The organism is Streptomyces sp. NPDC058469 (assembly GCF_042721125.1).
Taxonomy (GTDB): Bacteria; Actinomycetota; Actinomycetes; order Streptomycetales; family Streptomycetaceae; genus Streptomyces.
The window spans coordinates 17,346-17,658 of the sequence record NZ_JBHXME010000201.1; the positions used below are offsets into that span (position 1 = coordinate 17,346).

General features: G+C 71.6%; 1 pseudogene (running past one end of the window). It reads left to right on the forward strand.

Annotated features, from left to right (window positions below):
• Positions 1–250, forward strand: a pseudogene (locus tag ACFWP5_RS46495) (transglycosylase domain-containing protein) (it extends 2,177 nt beyond the left edge of the window).
• The last annotated feature ends 63 nt before the right edge of the window (positions 251–313 follow it).

Sequence of the window (313 nt, forward strand, 5' to 3'; positions counted from 1 at the left end):
CGACCTGAACACCGACCAGGGCGCGGCGGTCGAGCCCAGCTACACGCCGACTCCGACCCCGACCCCGACGCCGTCCGCGACAGCGACGACCCAGTCACCGTCGCCGACCCCGACGACGGAGTCACCCACGCCGACTCCGACGCCGACTCCGACACCCACCCCGACACCCACACCCACGCCGACGACCAATCCGCCGACGACACCGACCGCCGGCAACACGGACAACCCGTTCGGCCAGCTCGGCCAGTAGCCGGGTCACACGGAGAGAGGGCGCCCGGCACATCGCACATGCTGGCTCACTACGTCTCCAGCG